The sequence below is a fragment of the Streptomyces caelestis genome (assembly GCF_001279005.1).
GTDB lineage: Bacteria > Actinomycetota > Actinomycetes > Streptomycetales > Streptomycetaceae > Streptomyces > Streptomyces heliomycini.
Genome location: NZ_LGCN01000154.1, coordinates 1 through 19,320 on the forward strand (window position 1 = coordinate 1; position 19,320 = coordinate 19,320).

General features: G+C 75.3%; 8 protein-coding genes. 1 reads left to right on the forward strand and 7 read right to left on the reverse strand.

Annotation, left to right across the window (positions count from 1 at the left end; translation table 11 throughout):
• Positions 1–6,141: type I polyketide synthase (locus ADK41_RS14310; RefSeq protein ID WP_053670248.1), on the forward strand; the 6,141-nt coding region annotated here is incomplete at its 5' end.
• 692 nt (positions 6,142–6,833) lie between these two features.
• On the opposite strand, the gene ADK41_RS14315 is transcribed toward ADK41_RS14310, so the two are convergent.
• The 7 genes from ADK41_RS14315 to ADK41_RS14345 form a co-directional block, all read right to left on the reverse strand.
• Positions 6,834–7,682: an ABC transporter permease gene (locus ADK41_RS14315; RefSeq protein ID WP_030826423.1), complete on the reverse strand. Its 849-nt coding sequence runs from the start codon at positions 7,680–7,682 to the stop codon at positions 6,834–6,836.
• A 31-nt stretch (positions 7,683–7,713) separates the two neighbouring features.
• Complete coding sequence (locus ADK41_RS14320) at positions 7,714–8,709, reverse strand: daunorubicin resistance protein DrrA family ABC transporter ATP-binding protein (RefSeq protein WP_030826425.1); 996 nt, start codon at positions 8,707–8,709, stop codon at positions 7,714–7,716.
• A 121-nt stretch (positions 8,710–8,830) separates the two neighbouring features.
• Positions 8,831–14,080, reverse strand: a complete 5,250-nt coding sequence (locus tag ADK41_RS14325; RefSeq protein WP_030826427.1) for a type I polyketide synthase — start codon at positions 14,078–14,080, stop codon at positions 8,831–8,833.
• Positions 14,081–14,283: 203 nt separating this feature from the next.
• Positions 14,284–16,557 (reverse strand): aminodeoxychorismate synthase component I, encoded by a 2,274-nt coding sequence (gene pabB, locus ADK41_RS14330; RefSeq protein ID WP_030826429.1) that lies wholly within the window; start codon positions 16,555–16,557, stop codon positions 14,284–14,286.
• 160 nt (positions 16,558–16,717) lie between these two features.
• Positions 16,718–17,488 carry a thioesterase II family protein gene (locus ADK41_RS14335; protein ID WP_030826432.1) on the reverse strand — a complete coding sequence of 257 codons (771 nt, stop codon included), beginning with the start codon at positions 17,486–17,488 and terminating at the stop codon, positions 16,718–16,720.
• A gap of 319 nt (positions 17,489–17,807) precedes the next feature.
• A complete protein-coding gene (locus ADK41_RS14340) occupies positions 17,808–18,002 on the reverse strand; it encodes a ferredoxin (protein ID WP_030826435.1) in 195 nt (64 codons plus the stop codon).
• Positions 18,003–18,090: 88 nt separating this feature from the next.
• The gene (locus ADK41_RS14345; RefSeq protein WP_030826438.1) at positions 18,091–19,272 is read right to left on the reverse strand and encodes a cytochrome P450; all 1,182 of its coding nucleotides are present in this window, start codon (positions 19,270–19,272) and stop codon (positions 18,091–18,093) included.
• Positions 19,273–19,320: the final 48 nt, after the last annotated feature.

Below are 19,320 nucleotides of genomic sequence, written 5' to 3' on the forward strand. Positions count from 1 at the left end.
CGTGCGGTGCTGCAGCTGGTGCGCTCGCAGGTGGCGGCCGTGCTGGGGCACGGTTCGGCCGAGGCGATCGGACCCGACCGCGCCTTCCAGGAACTGGGCTTCGACTCGCTGGCCGCGACCGAACTGCGCAACCAGCTCAACCAGCTCACCGGACTCAGGCTCCCCGCCACCCTGGTCTTCGACCACCCCAACGCCCTCGCCGTCACCGAATTCGTGGAGGCCGAACTGGCCGCCGCGTACCCGGTGCCGGGCGACGACACGGACGGCGACGGCGCAGAGGACGGCATCCGCCGCGCGCTGCGGTCGATCCCGACCAGGCGCCTGCGCGACGCCGGTCTGATGGACGTCCTCCTCGAACTCGCCGACGAGGACGGAGCGCCGGCGCACGCCGAGGCCGTCGCGGACGGGGAGGAGTACGACACCGACCTGGACGGCGACGCGGACGGCACCGTCGACGCCGTCCCGGACGCCCGGGACGTCCCCCTTGTCGAGGCCGCCGAGCTCTCCGAGGCTCCCGCGGCCCCCGACGCCCTGCGCGCCGCCCGTGCGGAGACCGCGCGGCTGCGCCGGGACAACCGACGGCTCACCGCCGCCCGGCACGAGCCGATCGCCATCGTCGGGATGGCCTGCCGCTACCCGGGCGGAGTGACCTCGCCCGAGGACCTGTGGCGGCTGGTGACGGACGGCGCGGACGCCATCACCCCGTTCCCCGAGGACCGGGGATGGGACCTGTCGATGCTGCGCGACCCGGAGGCCAAGCACCCCGACGGCTACTACGCGCGGGAGGGCGGCTTCCTCGACGGGGCGGCCGACTTCGACCCCGGGTTCTTCGGCATCTCGCCCCGCGAGGCACTGGCGATGGACCCGCAGCAGCGGCTGGCGCTGGAACTGTCCTGGGAGGCGCTGGAACGCGCGGGCATCGACCCCGGCTCGCTCAAGGGCAGCCGTACCGGTGTCTTCGCCGGCGTGATGTACCACGACTACCCGGGCAGCGACGGCAACGGCAGCGTCGTCACCGGCCGCATCGCCTACAAGCTCGGCCTCGAGGGCCCGGCGGTCTCCGTCGACACCGCCTGCTCGTCCTCCCTGGTCGCGCTGCACCTCGCGGTGCAGGCACTGCGGCAGGGCGACTGCTCGCTCGCCGTCACCGGCGGTGTCACCGTGCTGGCCACACCCGGTGTGTTCGTCGAGTTCGGCCGCCAGGGCGGGCTCGCGCCCGACGGCCGGTGCAAGTCGTTCGCCGCGGCGGCCGACGGCACCGGGTTCTCCGAGGGCGCCGGCTTCCTCGTGGTGGAGCGGCTGTCCGACGCGCTGCGCAACGGGCACGAGGTACTGGCCGTGGTCCGGGGCTCCGCCGTCAACCAGGACGGCGCGAGCAACGGGCTCACCGCCCCCAACGGCCCCTCCCAGCGCCGTGTGATCCGGCAGGCCCTCGCCAACGCGCGGCTCGCCGCCGACCAGATCGACGCGGTCGAGGCGCACGGCACGGGCACCACGCTCGGCGACCCGATCGAGGCCCAGGCGCTGCTCGCCACCTACGGCCAGGACCGCCCCGAGGAACGCCCCCTGTGGCTCGGCTCGGTGAAGTCCAACATCGGCCACACGCAGGCCGCCGCCGGTGTCGCGGGCGTCATCAAGATGGTGATGGCGATGCGGCACGGCGTGCTGCCCGCCACCCTCAACGTGGACGCCCCCAGTGACCAGGTCGACTGGACCACCGGGTCCGTCGCGCTGCTGACCGAGCAGCGGGAGTGGACCGGCACCGGCCGCCCGCGTCGCGCCGGCGTCTCCTCCTTCGGCATCAGCGGAACCAACGCCCACGTCATCGTCGAGCAGGCGCCTGCCGCGGCGCCGACGGCCCCCGCCGTCCCCGGCGGGGCGGACGACGCGGCCCCGGCGCCGGCCGCGGTCGTACCGTGGCTGCTGTCGGCGCGCGACCAGGACGCCCTGCGGGCCCAGGCCGAACGCCTGCTGGCGCACGTCGAGCAGGCCGCGACGGCCGGTGCGGACGCGCCGCGCCCGCTCGACATCGCGTACTCGCTGGCCACCACCCGCGCGGCGTTCGAACACCGCGTCGCGGTCGTCGGCGCGGACCGCGACGGGCTGCTGGCGGCCCTGGGCGCGGTCGCGCGGGGCGAGGAGCCGGCCACCACGGCCCGAGAGGGACTGCTCGCCGTCCTCTTCCCGGGGCAGGGATCGCAGCGGCTCGGCATGGGCCGGGACCTGTACGAGCGGTTCCCGGTGTTCGCCGAGGCCTTCGACGCGGCCTGCGCCGGACTGGACGAACACCTGGACCGGCCGCTGCGCGAGGTCGTCTGGGGCGACGACGAGGCCACCCTGAACGGCACCGCCTACACCCAGGCCGCCCTCTTCGCCCTCGGCACGGCCCTGTACCGGCTCGCCGAGTCGTTCGGCATCGTCCCCGAGTACGTGGCGGGGCACTCCATCGGCGAGGTCACCGCCGCCCACGTGGCCGGGGTCTTCACCCTGGAGGAGGCCTGCGCGCTGGTCGCCGCCCGCGGCCGGCTGATGCAGGCGCTGCCCGCCGGCGGCGCCATGGCGGCGGTGCAGGCCACCGAGGCCGAGGTACTGCCGCACCTCACCGGCCGCGTCGGTGTCGCCGCCGTCAACGGCCCCGCCTCCGTGGTGGTGTCGGGTGCCGCGGAGGACGTGGAGAAGGTGGCCGCGGTCTTCCGGGAGCAGGGCCGCCGTACGACCGCCCTGCGGGTGTCGCACGCGTTCCACTCCCCGCTGATGGAGCCGATGCTGGAGGAGTTCCGGGCCGTGCTGGAGCGGCTGTCGCCCCGGCCGCCCGCCCTGCCCGTCGTCTCCAACCTGACCGGCGCCCTCGCCACCGCGGACCAGCTGTGCTCCGCCGACTACTGGGTACGGCACGTCCGCGAGGCCGTCCGCTTCGCCGACGGGGTGCACACCCTGCACGAACAGGGCGTCACCCGGTTCCTGGAACTCGGCCCCGACGGCGTCGCCTCGGCCATGGCGCGCGAGACGCTGCCCGAGCACGCCGTGACCGTCGCCGCCCAGCGGCGCACCACCCCCGGCGAGACCGCCCTGGTCGACGCCCTCGCCCGGCTGCACGGCCACGGCGTGCCCGTCGACTGGGCCGCGTTCTTCGCCGGCCGGGGCGCCCGCCGGGTCGCCCTGCCCACGTACGCCTTCCAGCGGCGCCGCTTCTGGCCCGCGGAGACGCACATGGGCGCGGGGGCGGAGGCCGCCGGTCTGGCGCCCGCCGACCACCCGCTGCTCAGCGGCGTGGTCGAACTCGCCGGATCCGACGGCCACCTGTTCACCGGACGGCTGTCGGTCGGCACGCACGGCTGGCTCGCCGACCACGTCGTCATGGGCGCCGTCCTCGTCCCCGGCACCGCCCTGCTGGAGCTGGCGGTGCACGCCGCGAACTCCCTGGGCTGCGAGCTGGTGGAGGAACTCACCCTCGCCGCACCGCTGGTCCTGCCCGCCCGGGGCACCGTCCGGCTCCAGGTCGGCGTCGGCGCCCCCGACGACTCGGGCCGCCGCACCCTGGGCATCCACTCCCGGCCCGCCGACGACACCGGAGCCACCTGGACGACACACGCCGAGGGCGTCCTCGCGACCGGACTGGCGACCTCGGCCGCCACGGACTTCGACGCGACCGTCTGGCCGCCCGAGAAGGCCGAACCGCTCGACACGGACGGCCTGTACGAACGCTTCGAGGACTCCGGCTTCGCCTACGGACCGGTGTTCCGGGGACTGCGGGCCGCCTGGCGGCGCGACGGCGAGGTGTTCGCCGAGGTCGTCCTGCCCGACGGCGCCGACGGCGGCGCGTACGGTCTGCACCCGGCGCTCTTCGACGCCGCACTGCACGCCACCGCACTGGCCGGCACCGCCGTCGACGGCGACTCGCCGCAGGACGGCGGGACCTCACAGGGCGGCGGGGTGCCGTTCTCCTGGAACGGCGTGTCCCTGCACGCGGTCGGCGCCTCCGCCGTCCGTGTCCGGCTCTCCCGCGCCGACGACGGCACCCTCGCGATCGCCGTCGCCGACACCACCGGCGCCCCCGTGGCCACCGTCACCTCCCTGGTGACCCGCCCGCTCGCCGCCGCGCAGCTCGGCGGCGCGGCGGGCGCCGACCGGGACTCCCTGTTCGCCCTGGACTGGGTCCCGGCGCCGGAGCGGACGGCGGGCACACGGCCCGACGCACCGGCGGCCGGATCCACGACCGGAGCCGGGAGCGGTGACGAGGCCGCGCGGGTCGCCCTGATCGGCCCGGACGACGGCGTCCTCGAGGCGGCCGTCCGCGCCGCCGCCGCTGCCGACAGGTACGCGGACCTGACGGCACTGGCCGACGCGGCGGCAAAGGACCCGGTACCACCGGTCGTCCTCCTGCCCGTCCACACCGGTGCCGCACCGGCCGACCGGGCAGGCGCCGCGCACACCGCGACGGCCCACGTCCTGGAGACGCTCGGCGTCTGGCTCGCCGACGACCGGTTCGCCGCCTCCCGCCTGGTCGTCGTCACCCGGGGCGCGACCGACGGAGCCGACCCGGCCGCGGCCGCCGTATGGGGCCTGGTGCGCGCGGCCCAGGCGGAACACCCCGACAGGTTCACCCTGCTGGATCTGGAGAACCCGGCCACGGACACGGACATGGCCATGGAGAGGGCGACGGGGACAGCGGCGGTACTTCCGTCCGCCGTTCTCGCGCCCACCTCCGACGAACCGCAGCTCGCGGTGCGCGAGGGCCGGGTGCTCGTGCCCCGGCTGGTCCGGGTCACCGCACCCGAGCCGCAGGGCACGGACGGCTGGGACGCCGAGGGAACCGTCCTCGTCACCGGAGGGACCGGCGGTCTCGGTGCCGCCGTCGCCCGCCACCTGGTGGCCGAGCACGGCGCGCGGAGCCTGCTGCTGGTCAGCCGGCGCGGCCCCGCCGCCGACGGCGCCGGCGAACTCGCCGCCGCACTCGAGGCGGAGGGCGCCCGGGTCACCGTGGCCGCCTGCGACGTGACGGACCGCGCCGCCCTCGACCGGCTGCTCGCCGAGGTGCCCGCCGACCGGCCGCTGCGCGCCGTGATCCACGCGGCGGGCGTCCTGGACGACGGAATGATCGACTCCCTCACGCCCGAGCGGCTCGCCGCCGTGCTGCGGCCCAAGGCGGACGCCGCCTGGCACCTGCACGAGGCGACCGCGGACCTCCCGCTCGACGCGTTCGTGCTGTTCTCCTCGGTGGCCGGCACGCTCGGCAACGCGGGCCAGGCCAACTACGCGGCGGGCAACGCCTTCCTGGACGCCCTCGCCCGGCACCGCCGGAACCGGGGCCTGCCCGCACTGTCCCTCGGCTGGGGCCCCTGGACCAGGGGCAGCGGCATGACCGGCGAGCTCGGCGAGGCCGACATCGCGCGGATGACCAGGGCGGGCATGCCGCCGATGCCGCCGGAGCAGGGCCTGGCCCTGTTCGACACGCTCCGCACCGCCGACGCGGGAGCCGCGGTCCTGCCCGTGCGGCTGGACCTGGGGGCCCTGCGGTCCCTCGGCGAGATCCCGCCGCTGTTGCGGTCACTGATCCGGGTGCCGTCCCGCCGTACGGCCGCGACGGCGGCCGGGGCGGCGGCCGCCGCGGACCTCACCCAGCGGCTGTCCGCACTCACCCCGGCGGAGGGCCGGGAAGCACTGCTGGAGCTGGTGCGCGGTCAGATCGCCACCGTCCTCGGTCACCTGGACCCGGCCGACGTCGAACCGGACCGGCCCTTCCAGGACCTCGGCTTCGACTCGCTGACCTCCGTCGAACTGCGCAACCGGCTCGGCGCGCTCACCGGCACCCGCCTCCCGGCCACCCTCCTGTTCGACTACCCCACGCCCAGCGAACTCGTCGCCCACCTGTACGCGCGCGTCGCCCCGGCCCCGGCCGGCGCGCAGGAGACGGTCCTGGCGGAGCTGGACAGGCTGGAGAAGAGCATCTCGGGCATCGAAGTGGACGCCGACCTCTTCGCACAGGTCGCGGCCCGGCTGGAGGTGCTGCGCGGCAAGTGGCAGTCGCTGCGCACGGAGGCGTCCGCCGCGCTCGGCGACAAGGACGACGCGTTCGACTTCGACTCCGCCACGGACGAGGAGGTCTTCGACCTGCTCGACAACGAACTCGGCCTCTCCTAGGAACGCGTCGGCCGGGCGAAGCCCCGGCGCCGCCGATGCCGCCCTCCCCGCCGCCGGCGGGGAGGGCGGCATCGTTTCCGGGGGCGTCCCCGGACGGGGCGGCCCCTCCCGGTCCACCGGCCGCCGTGGGACGCCCCGCGCGGGGGCGGACCACTCCGCACGCGCTCCGCTTCACACCCGAGAACGGGGAGGTCGACCCGTTTCCCGTTCCCCGGATGACCGTTCGGAGTGGGCGCAGGCCGTCGTGGAACCCCCTGACCGGCAGCTTCGCCGTCGGCCTGACACCCGAAGTCGCCCGTTTGGGGGCGCTCGACGACCGCGGCGGGCAGAGCGCCACAGACACCTCGCGAACCCGGGGCGCGCGCCGCATCCGACCGGGACGCGGGCGGCGGGGCCGGCACGGCCCGCGGGGCGTCCCGCGCCGACCACGACGTCCGTGCCCGGACCACGGCCCCGGCGCGCCCGTTCGGCCCTGGCACCGCGCCCGCGGGGAGAAGCGCCGAAGGCCCGCACGGACAAGGGTCGGGGGCCACACGACAAAGGCCCGTGAGCCGCACGACGAGGCGCGTGCCCGCACAGGCAAAGAAGCCCGTACCGGCCGGAGAAGACCCGTGCCCGCACGAGAGAAAGGCCCGTGGGCGCCGGAAGGCGCCCACGGGCCCGGTCCCGCGCCCGGGGGAGTGGCGCGGGAGTCAGAGCGGCCGGCGGAAGCCGGCCAAGGCGGCGAACGCGCCCGCCGCGCTGATCACCGCGCCGATGAGCAGCGCGGGAATCGCGTGGTCGAGGCCGGGCACGTCCAGCGCGAGGGCGCGGGTGGCGTCGATGGCGTACGTCAGCGGGTTCACGTGGGCGACGGCCGCCAGCCAGCCCGGCAGGTCGGCGACCGGCACGTACGCGCTGGACGCGAACATCAGCGGGAAGATCACGATCAGGGCGAGGTTCTGCAGGGGCTCCGCACGCCGCAGCCAGGCGCCGGCCGCGATGAAGGCCCAGCCCAGGGCGAAGCTGATGAAGAGCGTCAGCCCGGCGGACAGGGCGAGTTCGGCGACGCCCCCGTTGGGGGAGTAGCCCAGGACCGTCATCGCCAGCACCATGATCACGAGGATCTGCACGGCGCTGCGCACCAGTCCCACGAGACTGCGCGCGACCAGCAGGGCTCCGGGGTGCACCGGCAGCGAACGCAGCCTGGCGACCACGCCGTTGCGCAGGTCCTCCACGAGGCCCACCCCGGACTGCATCGCCGACTGGGCGGCGTTGTCCACCAGGACGGCCGGCAGCACGAAGTCGAGGTAGCTGACGCCGTCCGGGAAGTGCGGGGGCATGCCCATCTTGCTGAACACCTGGGTCAGTACGAACAGGATGACGACGGGCTGGATCAGCCCGAACAGCACGATGCCCGGGTCGGTCGCCATCGCCCGCAGCGACCGCCCGGTGAGGACCCGCACCTGGGCGACGAACGAACTCCCGCCGAAGTCCGGTGTCTTGAGCGCGACGGTCGCGGGCGCGTGCGGACGCGGAGCGGGAGTGAGCTGCGTGGTCAAGAGGTCCTCCACGGAGGGCGTCGGGCGGCGGTCACGCCGGGATCCGGGCGTGCTGCTCGGCGAGGGTCAGATACACGTCGTCCAGGGTCGGTTCGCCGAACGCCAGCTCGGTGATCTCGACTCCGACCTGGTCCAGCGTGCGGATGACGTCCGCGATCTCCCGGGTGGTGTCGATCGGGACGACGAGGCCGCGGGTTCCGTCCTCGCCGCCGACCGGCGCGAACCCGGCGCCGCGCAGCGCGGCGCCGGCCCGCGCGGGCGCGTCGTCGCTGTCCAGCGTCAGCGTGACGGTGCGCCGGCCGACCGTGGCCTTGAGCTCGTCCGCGGTGCCGGAGGCGACGACCTTGCCGGCGGAGAGCACCGCGATCGAGTCGGCGAGCCGGTCGGCCTCCTCCAGGTACTGCGTGGTCAGCAGGACCGTGGCGCCCTGTTCGACCAGGCCCTCGACGATCTCCCACAGCTTCAGCCGGCTGGACGGGTCCAGGCCGGTGGTGGGTTCGTCGAGGAAGATCACCTGAGGGCCGCCGACCAGGGAGACGGCCAGGTCGAGGCGGCGCCGCAGCCCGCCCGAGTAGCCGCTCGCGCGCCGGTCGGCGACCGTGGTCAGCTCGAACAGCTCCAGCAGCTCCTCGGCCCGGGAGCGGGCGGCCCGGCGTCCCGCCCCGAGCAGCCGGGCGATCAGGACGAGGTTGTCCCGGCCGCTGAGCTGCGTGTCCACCGACGCGAACTGGCCGGTGAGACCGATACGGCGACGGATCTCGAAGGGGTCGCGGGTCACGTCGTACCCCGCTACCGAGGCCCGTCCCGAGGACAGGGGCAGCGCGGTGGTGAGAACGTTGACGAGTGTGGTCTTGCCGGCTCCGTTGTGGCCGAGGAGGGCCAGGACGGAGCCCCGGCGGGCGCTGACGCTGACCGAGTCCAGGGCGTGGACCGTGCCGTACGACTTGCTGACGGCGTCCGCCTCGATCATCAGATCGCCGGAACCGGGGTCGGGCTGGGTGACGGGGGGCATGAGGAGCCCGCTCATGAGGTGATCTCCCACTGGTGGACGTGTGGATGTGCGCGGAGCGGAGGACCGGCCTTTGGCCCATCCGTGGATGCCGCAGCCCGCCGGGGACGGGCGTCGGGGCGTGGACGCGTGCCGCCGCCTACCGGTCGTCGCCCCCGTCCATGAGGCGGAACAGGTCCTCGTCCGAGGCGCCCTCCAGGTCCAGCGGCCCGCCGGCCGGTGCCGTGACGTCGGCGCGGGCCGGGGCCCAGCGCGCGGCCAGCGTCCTCAGCCGGGCCGCCGTCGCGGAGTCGAGGCCGGCGCCCGAGGTGAGCAGCGCCTCCAACGCGTCGACCAGGGCGCCCGCGTCCCGGGCGCGGACCGGCCCGGAGCGCCGGAGCGTGTCGCACACCAGCCGGGCCACCGCGGCGGGGGAGGGGTGGTCGAAGACCAGGGTCGGCGGCAGCCGGACGCCGGTGACGGCGGTGAGCCGGTTGCGCAGTTCGACGGCGGTGACGGAGGTGACGCCCAGTTCGGTGAAGGCCAGCCCGGGACCGGCGTCCGGCGGCAGCTCCCCGCCGACCACGGCCGCCAGCTCGCCGCGCACCAGGTCCGTCACCAGGGCCTCGCCCTCCGCCTCGGTCAGACCCGCCATCCGTTCGGCCAGCGCCGGCGCCGCGTCCGCCGCTCCCACGGCCTCCGGGCTCGTCACGGTCACCGTCCCGGCGGGCACCGAGGCCAGCCAGTACGACTCGTGCTGGAAGGCGTACGTGGGCAGCGGCACCGTCCGGGCCCCGGGCAGCACCGCCCGCCAGTCGACCGGCAGCCCGTGCGCGTGCAGCCGTACGGCGGCGGCGAGCAGGGCCCCTTCCTCGTCCTCCCCGCCCCGCAGCAGCGGCTCCACCACCGGCCGGACGCCCGGCTCCCGCTGCCCGAGCCGGGCCTCGAGGCACTCGTCGACCATGGGGGTGAGCGCGGCCTCCGGGCCCACCTCGACGTAGACGCCGGTGCGCGCGTCGGCGAGCAGCCCGACCGCGTCCGCGAACCGGACCGCCTCCCGGGCGTGCCGCACCCAGTGGCCGGGATCGCGGGCCTCCTCGGCGGTCAACGGGCGGCCGGTGACGCCGGAGATCAGCGGCAGGCCGGGCCCGGCGAAGGACAGGCCCGCCACGGTCTCCCGGAACTCGGCGAGCACCGGGTCCATCAGCGGCGAGTGGAAGGCGTGGCTGACCGTCAGCCGACGTGTCTTGTGCCCGGCGGCGGCCAGTTCACCGGCCAGTTCGGCCAGCGGACCCTCCGCGCCCGACAGCACCACCGACCGCGGGCCGTTCACCGCGGCGACCGCGATGTCCTCGCCACGCCCCTCCAGCCACGGCAGCACGTCGTCCTCGGAGCAGCGGACGGCCACCATCGCGCCGCCCGGCGGCAGCGACTGCATCAGCCGGCCGCGCGCGGCGACCAGGGCGCAGGCGTCCGGCAGGCTCAGCACGCCCGCCACGTGCGCGGCGGCGATCTCGCCCACGGAGTGGCCCACCAGCCGCGCGGGCGTCACCCCCCAGGAGACCAGCAGCCGGTACAGGGCGACCTGGAAGGCGAACAGGGCGGGCTGCGCGTAGCCGGTGCCGTGCAGCAGTCCGGCCTCCTCGCTGTCCGGTCCGGCCCACATCACCGAGGTCAGGGGGCGCTCCAGCAGGGGATCGAGCTCCGCGCACACCTCCCGCAGCGCGGCGTCGAACACCGGGAACGCGGCGGCGAGCGCGCGGCCCATGCCGGGACGCTGACTGCCCTGCCCGGTGAACACGAACGCGGACTCCGGGGAACCGCCGCCCGTGTTCCGGCCCGTCGCTCCCGCGGCGTCGCCCCGGGCGAACCCGGCGGCGGCCGCTGTGAGCGCGGCCCGGTCGGCGCCGGTGAGCACCGCCGTACGGCCGTGCAGGGAGCGAGTGGTCAGGAGGGAGTAGGCGATGTCGCGGGCCAGCACCTCCGGGTGCGCCTCGGCGTACCCGGCCAGCCGCCGGGCCTGGCCCCGCAGCGCCGCGGTGTCCCGCGCCGACACCAGCCACGGCACGACGGCCCCACCGGCCCCCGGGACGGCCCGCTCGGCCGCACCCGCACCCGCACCCGCATCCGCGCCCGTCGGCCCGTCGGCCCGCTCGGCCTCGACCGGGGCCTCCTCCAGGACGAGATGGGCGTTGGTGCCGCTGATGCCGAACGACGAGACGGCCGCCCGGCGGGGCCTGCCGTCCCGGGCCGGCCACTCGCGTGCCTCGCTCAGCAGCCGAACGGCGCCGGAGGACCAGTCCACCCGGGTGCTGGGGGTGTCCGCGTGCAGGGTGCGCGGCAGCATTCCGTGTTCCAGCGCGAGGACCATCTTCATCACCCCGGCCACGCCGGCCGCCGCCTGGGTGTGGCCCAGGTTCGACTTGACCGAGCCCAGCCACAGCGGACGCCCCTCGGGACGCTCCCGTCCGTAGGTGTCGAGCAGCGCCTGCGCCTCGATCGGGTCGCCGAGCGGTGTACCGGTGCCGTGCGCCTCCACGGCGTCCACGTCCGCCGCGGTCAGTCCCGCGTCGGCCAGCGCCCTTCGGATGACCCGGCGTTGGGCGGGACCGTTGGGTGCGGTCAGCCCGTTGGAGGCGCCGTCCTGGTTGACCGCCGAGCCGCGGATCACCGCGAGCACGGGATGACCGTTGCGCCGGGCGTCGGACAGCCGCTCCAGGAGCAGCAGGCCGGCGCCCTCCGACCAGGCTGCCCCGTCGGCGCCCTCGGCGAAGGACTTGCAGCGGCCGTCCGGGGACAGGCCCCGCAGCCGGGAGAAGCCCACGAACGGCGCCGGCGTCGCCATCACCGCCACGCCCCCGGCGAGCGCCAGCTCCGACTCCCCGGACCGCAGTGACCGGCACGCCAGATGCAGCGCGACCAGCGACGAGGAGCAGGCCGTGTCCACGGTCAGGGCGGGGCCGTCGAGACCCAGGGTGTACGAGATCCGCCCGGACAGCGCACCGGCGGAGGTGCCCACCGGGAGCAGCCCCTCCAGTTCGCCGGACGGGTCGGTCGCGCCCGTCGCGTAGTCGTGGTACATGGCGCCGGTGAACACACCGGTACGGCTGCCGCGCAGCGTCAGCGGATCGATCCGGGCCCGCTCCACGGCCTCCCAGGCGAGCTCCAGCAGCAGTCGCTGCTGCGGGTCGGTGGCGAGCGCCTCCCGTGCCGACATGCCGAAGAACCCGGCGTCGAAGTGGGCGGCGTCGCGCAGGAAGCCGCCCTCGCGGGCGTAGGAGGTGCCCGGGTGCTCCGGGTCGTCGTCGAAGAGGGCGTCCAGACGCCAGCCGCGGTCGGTGGGGAACCCGGACACGGCGTCCACGCCGTCGGCCAGCAACGCCCACAGCGCCTCGGGGGAGGCGGTGCCCCCGGGCAGCCGGCAGGCCATGCCCACGATCGCCACGGGCTCGTCCCCGGGCACCGGGCCGGGCGGCGGTTCCTCGTCCCGGCTGTTCAGCCCGGCCAGTTCCCGGGCGAGGGCGGCCGGGGTCGGGAAGTCGAAGGCCACCGCGGCGGGCAGCGCAAGCCCCGTGGCCTCGGCGAGCGCGTTGCGCAGCCGCACCGAGGCCACCGAATCGAGGCCGTGCGCGCGGAACGTGACGTCCGGTCCGATGGGTTCCGTACCGTCCGCTTCCCCCGTGCCGAGCACCTCGGCGACCGCGGCGACGACCAGGTCGAGAGCCGTGCGCGGGTCCGGGCGGGGCGCGCCGGCGGGAACCGGCTCGGGGTGCGCCGCGGCGTCGGCCAGGATCCGCTCCAGCGCCCGCCGGTCGATCTTCCCGGCGGGTGTGCGCGGCAGGGCCGGCAGGACGACGAGCTCCAGCGGGATCTTGTACTCGGCGACGCCGCGTTCCCGCAGGAACGCCGTCACCTCCCCGAGGCCGACCGGGCTCCTCGACACGTTCCCGGCGTCCGGCGACGCGGTCACCACCAGGCAGGGGTACTCCCCGAGCCGCGGATCGGGTTTGGCGACCACCGCCAGCGGACCGACGCCGGGCAGATCCGCCAGCAGGCCCTGGATCTCCACGGCGTTGAACTTGCGCCCGCCCACGTTGATCAGTTCGGCGGAGCGGCCGTGGAACACCACCAGACCGTCCGCGTCGATCGAGGCGAGGTCACCGGTGCGCAGCCAGCCGTCCTCGGACACCACCGACCGGGTCAGCTCCGGCTCGCCGTGGTAACCGCGGAACATGCTGGGGCTGCGGTAGTACAGCTCCCCGGACTCGCCGGGGGCGCACGGCCGCCCGTCCTCGGCGAGGACGCGCATCTGCGCGCCCCGCACCGGCCGCCCCACACTGCGCGTGGCGACCTCCGGCGGGTCCCCGGCCAGACTGCTGGTGCCGTTCCCGGCCTCCGACATGCCCCACACCACGACCAGCGCGGTGTCCAGGGTCTCCCGCACCTCGCGCACCAGGGCGGCGGGCAGGGCGGCGCCGGCGGTCAGCACCCGCTCCGGGCGGAAACCCGGACCCGACTCCGACTCCCGGGCCCGCGCCACCACGTCGTGCAGCTGCGCCGGTACGGCGACCACCACGCTCGGCTGCTCCGACCGCGCCAGCTCCAGGAAGCGGTCCACGTCCCACGAACCCAGCAGCACCTGACGGCCGGAACGGAACAGCGCCGAGTACACCGACTGCAGCCCGAAGCAGTGGGTCAGCGGGCACGCCGTGATCAGGGTGCCGCCGTACGGCCCGGCGCTGTCCTCGGTCGCCGCACGGGAGTTGGTGAGCAGCGAGTCGTGGGCGTGCAGACAGATCTTGGGCCGCGCGGAGGTGGTGCCGGAGGAGGGGAGCAACAGCAGCGGCGCGTCGGGCCGCACCTCCACCGGCCGGGGCCGCTCGCCCGCGCAGCGCGCCAGCAGCCCCTCGACCGTCTCCGCTCCGTCCGTCGCGTCGCCGCCGGCGACCAGCACGGCACGCAGCGACGGCAACGCCTCCCGCAGCACCGCCGTGCCGAGCGGGCTGCCGGCGTCCTGGCTGTCCGACGGCAGCGCGAGCACCGCCGGGCCGACCCGTTCCAGCAGGGCCCGCACGTCGGCGGGGGCGTTGCCCCGGTGGACGGGCAGGGTGACGGCCCCCACCGACGCCGCCGCCAGGTGCAGCGTGACGTACTCCCAGCAGTTGGGCAGGTGCAGGGCGACCACGTCGCCGGGTTCGACACCGGCCTCCTGGAGACCGTGGGCCAGCGCGTCCACCTCGGCCCGCCACTCCTGCCAGGTCCGGGCGCGTTCGCCGTCCACCAGCGCCACCGCGTCACCCCCGTCGCGCACGGCCGCGGCGAACACGGCGGGCAGGGTGAGGCCGTCCAGCCCGCCGTCGGCGGCACCGGGCGGTTCGATCACGTAGTCGTCAGCGTGGACGGGCACCATCACTCCCGGGGGTCGAGCGTTTCCGGCGAAGGGGGGACCCTCCCAGGCTGTTGCCCGACACCCCGGGTTTTCCCTAGACATGGGCCGCCGTGCGCATACCGGAGCCGGGGCGGGGGGAGCAGGCGCCCGCCCGCCCGGCCGCCCGCGGGCACGACGGCGTCCCGGCGGAGCCCCGTGGCTCCGCCGGGACGGCCCCTCGTGGGTCAGCCGGACCGGGGCAGCGCCTCCCGTCCGTTTTGCGACACCCCCCGGGCGGCCGGCTCCGTCGGAGCGGCCCCGGCCGCCGCGTCGTCGTCCGCGAGGTCCACGCGTCCGGGGAACGCGGCGCCGAGCAGCCGCAGCAGCGGCGTCGCCTTCACCGCCGTCTCCTCGAACTCCGCCGCCGGGTCCGACAGCGCGATGACGGCGCCGCCGACGCCGTAGCGCAGCCGGTTCCCGCTGAGCACCACCGTGCGGATGACGATGCTCAGATCCACCGCCCCGGTGAGCGAGAAGTAGCCGATGGCCCCCGAGTACACGCCGCGCGGACCGCCCTCCAGCCGGTCGATGATCTGCATGGTGCGGATCTTCGGCGCGCCCGTCATCGAGCCGCCGGGGAACGCGGCGCGCACGGCGGCGACCGGGCTGAGGTGCGGGCGCAGCCGTGCCCGCACCGTGCTCACCAGCTGGTGCACCGTCTCGTACGTCTCCACCTGGAACACCGGGTCCGCGACGACCGAGCCGACCTCCGCGCACCGGCCGAGGTCGTGCCGGACCAGGTCGACGATCATCAGGTTCTCGGCGCGGTCCTTCTCGCAGGCCGCCAGCTCCCCGGCGAGCCGTGCGTCCTCCCGCGGGGTGCCGCCGCGCGGCCGGGTGCCCTTGATGGGTTTGGACTCCATCACGCCGTAGCGGTCGATGCGCAGGAACCGCTCGGGCGAAGTGCTGAGCACGGCCATCGGCCCGAAGTGCAGGAACGCGGCGAACGGCGCCCGGCTCACCCGGCGCAGACCACGGTACGCCTGCCACGGGTCCAGGTCGGTGTCCGCCTCGGCCATGTTGGTCAGGCACACCTCGTAGGTCTCGCCGGCCGCGATCTCCTGCTGGCAGGCGTCGATCAGCTTGAGGTAGGCGTCGCGGTCGTGGCGCAGCACCACCGGCCCGGTGCCGCCGGCCGCGGGGGGTTCGTAGGGCTCCGGTTCCCAGCCCGCCACCGTCTCCAGGGCGGCGGCGGCCGAGGCGAGCCAGGACCGCGCCGCCTCCTCGTCGCCGTCCTCGGCCAGGGCCAGCAGATAGGTCGTGTCGGTACGGTGGTCGAGCACCAGGGCGCGGTCGGCGAAGACGAGGACGGCGTCGGGGTCGGGGGAACGGTGCGCCGCCTCCCCGTCGCACTCCGCCTTCAGTTCGTAACCGAGGCAGCCGACCCAGCCGAGGGCGAAGTCGAAGGGCAGCTCGGGCACGTCGGTGCTCAGTCCGGCGAGGTCCCGCTCCAGCCAGGACAGGAAGGCCGACCGTTCGACGCGGGTGGCGCCGCCCTCGGTGACGGTCACGGTGCCGGCCTCCACGTCCGCCCTGGCGACGCGGGCCAGCGGACCGGAGGCGTCCCCCATCACGGACAGCTGTCCGAGGCGTCCGCCCGGGCGGCTGCTGTCCAGCCAGAACGGGTGGTCGCCGGTGCGGAACAGCCAGTCGAAGGCGACCTCCGCGTCCCAGCGGGTGCGCAGCCGTTCGACGAGGACCCGCAGCCGCCGGGGCGAACCGCCGTCCGCCGCCCGGTCACCGGCCCCGGCGGTCGCCGCCGCCCGCCCGCGGCCCGCGCCCGCCGTCGCGCGCCCGGCCGCACCCGTGGCGTCGGGAGACCGCCGCTGTTCCGGAACGCCCCGCGCGACGGCCGGCCCGCTCCCGCCGGGGCGGGAACGGCCGTGCCGCTCGGTCAGCCGGCGGAAGTTCTCCAGCAGTCGGTGGCCCTCCCGGGTGCCGATCGACTCCGGGTGGAACTGAACACCCCACAGCGGCAGCGTCCGGTGGCGCAACGCCATCAGCACCCCGTCCGGCGACCACGCCGTGGCCTCGAGCTCCGGCGGCAGGTCCGTCACGGCGAGGGAGTGGTAGCGGACCACCTCCAGCGGCTGCGGCAGCCCCTCGAACAGCCCGGTGCCGTCGTGCCGCACGGCGGAGGTCCGGCCGTGGCGCGGCTCGGGCGCGCGGCCCACCGAGGCGCCGTGGGCCAGTGCCATCCCCTGGTGGCCCAGGCACACCCCGAGCACGGGCAGCCGGCCCTCCTCGGCGATTCCCGCGCACAGCCCGAAGTCGGCGGGCCGGTGCGGTGTGCCGGGGCCGGGGGAGAGCACCACGTTGTCGAAGGAGTCGAGGAGCCCTCGCCGCCACGCCGGGTCGTCGTTGCGGATCACCTCGGGCTCCCGCCCGTTGACCCGGGACAGGTAGTGGAACAGGTTGTAGGTGAACGAGTCGTAGTTGTCGACGAGCAGTGTGCGCATGAGCGTTTCCTTGTCCAGGAGGCGCGTGAGCGGAAAGTGACGTGGAACGTGACGGACGCGGGTGACGGTCCGGCCGTGTGCGGGCTCTCCGGTGGTGGGTCGACCACGACTCCTGCACCTGCCCGGGCGGTGCCGTCCGGCGGCGCCGCCCGGGCGGACGTCAGGACGCCGGGGCGGACCGTGCCAGGTCGAGGGCGTCGGCGATCTCGCCGTTGACCGCGCTCAGGTGCTGGGTGAGGAAGAAGTGGCCGCCGGTGAACACCCGCAGCCGGAAGGGGCCTTCGGTGTGCTCCCGCCAGCTCTCGGCCTCCTCGACCGTGGTGAGCGGGTCGCCGTCGCCGGTGAGCACGGTGATCCCGCAGCGCACCGTCCTCTCCGGCGGGCAGGAGTACGTCTCGATGGCGCGGTAGTCGCCGCGCAGCGCCGGCAGGGCCATGCGCAGGATCTCCTCGTCGCCGAGGACACCCGCCGCGGTGCCGTTCAGCCGCTTCATCTCGGCGACGATCCCGTCGTCGTCCCGCAGGTGCACCTCCTCGGCACGCGTGGTCGACGGGCCGCGCCGGCCGGAGGCGATGACGGTGAGCGGTCCGGCGTCCTTCTGCTCCAGCCGCCACGCCGTCTCGAAGGCCAGCGCCGCGCCCATGCTGTGCCCGAAGAACACGCTGGGCCGGTCGTCCAGCGCCAGCAGCTGCTCGGCGACCAGGTCGGCCAGCCGGCCGAGGTCCTCCACGCAGGGCTCCTTGCGCCGGTCCTGACGGCCGGGGTACTGCAGCGACAGGACCTCGGCGGCCGGGGCGAACCGAGCCGAGACCGGGTGGTAGAAGCTGGCCGAACCGCCCGCGTGCGGGAAGCAGACCAGCCGTACCGCGTCGGCGTCGGCCGGGTGGTAGCGCCGCAGCCACAGGGCCCCGGTGTCGTCAGCGGTGGTCACGGTGTGAGTCCCTTCGGTGATGCCGCGGCCGACGGTGCTCCGCCGGCCGGGCGGGTCCGCGGCGGTCCGCACGGGCGCACCTCCCGTTCGCGGACCGCCGCGGCCCGCTGTGCTCCCGGCGGGCCGTGACGGGCCTCTGGCCCCGTCGCGGCCCGCCGGGAGACCCGTGACGGGGCCGGCCCCGCAGGACCGTCCCGCCGCGGAAGTCCTTCCGTCCGTCGCCGCCGCACGCGTGTCCGCCGCGCGCCGCGCCGCCCGTGCGGCCGGGCCCGCGGACACCGTGTGTCCCGCCGGGCCGTCCGCCCCGCCGCGGGGGCGGTCAGTCCTCATGGACGGTGATCGAGCCGGACGGGCACAGGTCGCCCGCGGCACGGGCCCCGTCCGCGTCCGCCTCCTCGGGCTCCCTCACCAGCAGGGTGACGATCCCGTCCTCGTCCTGGTCGAAGACCTCCGGCGCGTTCAGCGCGCACTGGCCCGCTCCGACGCACCGCTCTCTGTCGACGGTGACGCGCATGCTCGTTGCTCCTCATGGGGTGGGTACTCGGGCGGCGGTGGGACCGGGTGCCGCCGGGACCGTCCGGCGGCACCCGGGAGCCGGTGGCCTACCAGCGCACCGGCAGCTCGTGGAGTCCGAACAGGATCCCGTCGTACTTGAAGGCCAGCCCGTCCGGTGGGACGTCCAGTTCGAGCGTCGGGATGCGTTCGAACAGCTTGCGGTAGGCGATCTCCATCTCGACCCGGACCAGGTTCTGGCCGAGGCACTGGTGGACGCCGTAGCCGAACGCCACGTGCCGCCGCTCGGAGCGCTCCGGGTCGAAGGCGTGCGGGCAGCCGAACACCTCGGTGTCGTGGTTGGCGGCGGCCAGCAGCGGGACGATGCCCTCGCCCTTGCGGATGAGCCGGCCGGCGATCTCCACGTCGTCGACCGCGACGCGCAGCGCCACCATGTCGGCCACCGAGTGCAGCCGCAGCAGTTCCTCCACCAGCCGTTCGTGGCCGATCCACTGGGGGTTCGCGAGCAGGGTGACCACACCGAGGCCGATGTTGTTGGCGGTGGTCTCGTGCCCCGCGATCAGCAGGAGCAGCAGCACGCCCGACAACTCGACGCTGGTGAGCTGCCCGGTGGCCAGCAGCCGACTGATCAGGTCGTCGCCGGGCCACTTCTCCTTGATGGCGATCAGACGGTTGATGTAGCGCAGCAGTTCCCGGGTGGCGGTGGCCCGCTCCTCGTCGGTGGAGGTGCGGATGGCGACCAGGGTGCGGGTGCGGGACTCGAAGAAGTCACGGTCCGCCGGCGGCACCCCGAGCAGCGAGGAGATCACCAGGGACGGTACCGGCAGCGCGAAGTCGCCGATCAGGTCGGCCCGGTCGCCCGCGGCGAGCATCGCGTCGATGCGCTCGTCCACGGTGCGCTCGATCGCCGGGCGCAGCTCGCGGACGCGCCGCACGGTGAACTCCGGGATGAGGACCTTGCGGAACCGGTCGTGCTCGGGGGAGTCCAGCCCGACGAACCAGCCCGGGATCTGGTCCTGCTTGGGCACCCCCATCGTCTCGCCGACATTGGGGAAGCCCTCGTTGTCCGGATTGGCGCTGATCTTCGGGTGGGTCAGCACCGCGCGCACGTCCTCGTGCCGCGTCACCAGCCAGACCGGCACCCCGTTCGGCAGGTGGGACAGTACCAGACCGTTCTGCTCGCGATGGCTCGCGTACTGGGACAGGGGCAGCGGTTCCTCCGGCGTGCGTCGGGGGAAGCCGACCACCGTGGGGCCGGTGCTGGTCGTCATGTCCGTTCCTTCTTCCTCTTCCTGAGGTGTCCAGGGGCGCCGCGCGAA